Origin of the sequence: Planktothrix sp. FACHB-1355 (assembly GCF_014748295.1) — a bacterium.
GTDB classification, from domain to species: domain Bacteria; phylum Cyanobacteriota; class Cyanobacteriia; order Cyanobacteriales; family Aerosakkonemataceae; genus Aerosakkonema; species Aerosakkonema funiforme_A.
Map to the genome: position 1 here is coordinate 1 of NZ_JACJUP010000981.1, position 2,676 is coordinate 2,676.

The window sequence follows — 2,676 nt, forward strand, 5'->3', positions numbered from 1 at the left end:
CGCAATTATTCAAGCAGTTATTGATGGTTTCTGGGTTCGATCGCTACTATCAGATTGCCCGTTGTTTCCGGGATGAAGACTTACGCGCCGACAGACAACCAGAATTCACTCAATTAGATATGGAAATGAGTTTCATGTCTGTTGAAGAAATCCTCAATCTCAATGAAGAATTAGTTTGTCATGTTTTCCAAAAAGTGAAAGGAATTGAGTTACCTCGACCTTTCCCGCGTCTGACTTACGCCGAAGCGATGGAACGTTACGGATGCGATAAACCCGACACGCGCTACGACTTAGAATTGGTCAATGTTTCCGATCTGTTTAAAGATTCTGGATTCAAAGTGTTTTCAGGTGCTGTTGCATCTGGAGGCATTGTTAAAGTATTACCCATTCCCGGCGGCAATGATGCTATCTCCAATGTGCGGATCAAACCGGGTGGCGATTTATTCAAAGAAGCTGCCGAAGCAGGTGCAAAAGGTTTGGCTTATATCCGCGTCCGGGATAATGACGAAATTGATACAATTGGCGCGATCAAAGATAACCTGACGGCAGCACAAAAACAGGAATTGCTGACTCGTACCGGTGCCAAACCCGGACATCTTTTGTTATTTGCAGCCGATACGATACCAGTTGTCAATAAGACCCTCGATAGATTGCGCCAAGTTATTGCACAGCAGTTGGAATTGATTGACCAAAACAAAATTAACTTGCTTTGGGTAACAGATTTTCCTATGTTTGAATGGAATGCCGAAGAAAAGCGTTTAGAAGCGCTGCATCACCCATTCACCGCACCTCATCCCGACGATTTGCACGACCTGAAAACCGCGAGAGCGCAAGCTTATGACTTGGTATTTAACGGTGTAGAACTTGGCGGAGGCAGTCGGCGGATTTATCAGCGCGAAGTTCAGGAACAAGTGTTTGAAACTATTGGTTTGTCTCAAGAAGAAGCGCGGAATAAATTTGGCTTTTTGTTAGAGGCATTTGAATATGGCACGCCGCCGCACGGTGGGATCGCCTACGGTTTAGACCGATGGGTGATGCTGTTAGCTGGTGAAGAGTCGATTCGGGATGTAATGGCATTTCCGAAGACGCAACAAGCGCGGTGCTTGCTCACAGGTGCGCCATCTGGTGTGGATGAGAAACAGTTGAAGGAATTGCAAGTGCGATCGACTTATAAGCCAAAGGCTTAATTGCAGAAGTTATCATGGTAATTGGCGATAACTTATCGTCAATTACCAATTACCGATTAGCAGGAGGTCAGCATGACCGAAATAGCCACACCTGTAGATCTGTCTACTTCCTTACCAGATCATACACAATTGCCAGAATCGGATGGAAACTTCGTGAAAAACTTTCAAGAACCTCCGGAGGGAGATCTCTTAACAGATTGCATTACTCCCATTTTGCAGAAACGTCACCCCGACGGTCAGTATTGCATCGGTCGAGATTGTGGAATTTACTGGCGCATAACAGAACCGCCAGAAAGAGGAGCAGAAGCGCCGGATTGGTTTTACGTGCCAGATGTGCCACCAATGTTAAACGGAAGATATCGCCGTTCTTATGTTTTATGGCAAGAAATCGTCGCGCCGCTAATTGTGTTGGAATTTGTATCGGGAAATGGTTCGGAAGAAAGAAATAAAACTCCTTATGAAGGTAAGTTTTGGGTATATGAAAGAGCGATTCGCGTCCCATTTTATGGCATTTATGAAGGCTCGCTTGGAGCAGTGCAGGTATATCAATTAGTAAACGGAAACTATCAGTTAATACCAACTAACGAGCGAGGTCATTATCCTATTGAACCGCTGGGAGTAGAGATAGGAATTTGGCACGGTCAGTATCAGAATGTGGAATTTCCCTGGTTGCGTTGGTGGGATGCACAAGGCAATCTTTTGCTAACAGCAGAGGAACGTCTCGAACAGGAAAGACAACGCGCTGACAGATTGGCAGATCAGTTACGATCGTTAGGTGTTGAACCGGAGGTCTAGGTATGACTTCTATTTTTACCGCATCGCCGAATCTTGAATCGAGTTTACCAGACCACACACAGTTACCAGAGTCTGATGGTACATTTGTGAAAAATTTTCAGGAGCATCCCCAGAGTATTTTGCTAACCGATTCCATCACGCCTGTATTGCAGCAGTTGCATCCAGACGGTCAGTATTGTATAGGTCAAGATTGCGGAATTTACTGGCGTTTGACCGACCCACCGGAAAGAGGCGCTGAAGCACCTGATTGGTTTTACGTACCGAATGTACCGCCAACTTTAGACGGTCAAGTACGGCGTTCTTACGTTCTTTGGCAAGAATACATCGCACCTTCGATCGTACTGGAATTTGTCTCTGGAGATGGTTCCCAAGAACGAGATACAACTCGCATAACGGGAAAATTTTGGATTTACGAGCAGGTGATCCGTCCGCCTTTTTATGGCATTTATGAAGTCAGGCAAGCCAGGGTGGAAGTGTATCAACTTCTGGCAGGCAAATATTATTTATTACCTGCAAATGAGCGCGGCAGATTTCCCATTCCTCCTTTGGGTGTAGAGTTAGGAATTTGGCAGGGAAGATATCAAAATTTGGAATTACCGAAAACCGTGCGTGAAAGCCCCTGGCTTTAGACATGGGGATGAAACGCACCTGGCGATTTTAATCGCCGTCAAGTCCCTGGTTTCCACTTCTGATT

Annotated in this window: 2 protein-coding genes and 1 pseudogene; all 3 read left to right on the plus strand. The window is 45.5% G+C overall.

Annotation, left to right across the window (positions count from 1 at the left end):
* Nucleotides 1–1,187, plus strand: a 1,187-nt coding sequence (gene aspS, locus H6S82_RS27855) for an aspartate--tRNA ligase (RefSeq protein WP_191057080.1), incomplete at its 5' end; no start/stop codon positions are given.
* A 72-nt stretch (nucleotides 1,188–1,259) separates the two neighbouring features.
* Complete coding sequence (locus H6S82_RS27860; RefSeq protein ID WP_190475216.1) at nucleotides 1,260–1,982, plus strand: Uma2 family endonuclease; 723 nt, start codon at nucleotides 1,260–1,262, stop codon at nucleotides 1,980–1,982.
* 2 nt (nucleotides 1,983–1,984) lie between these two features.
* Nucleotides 1,985–2,578 (plus strand): annotated as a pseudogene (locus H6S82_RS27865) (Uma2 family endonuclease); the annotation flags it as partial.
* Between the last annotated feature and the right edge of the window lie 98 nt (nucleotides 2,579–2,676).

Excerpts from the sequence above, each read along its gene's own strand:
- H6S82_RS27860 (WP_190475216.1), top strand. The coding sequence starts at position 1,260 with ATGACCGAAATAGCCACACCTGTAGATCTGTCTACTTCCTTACCAGAT.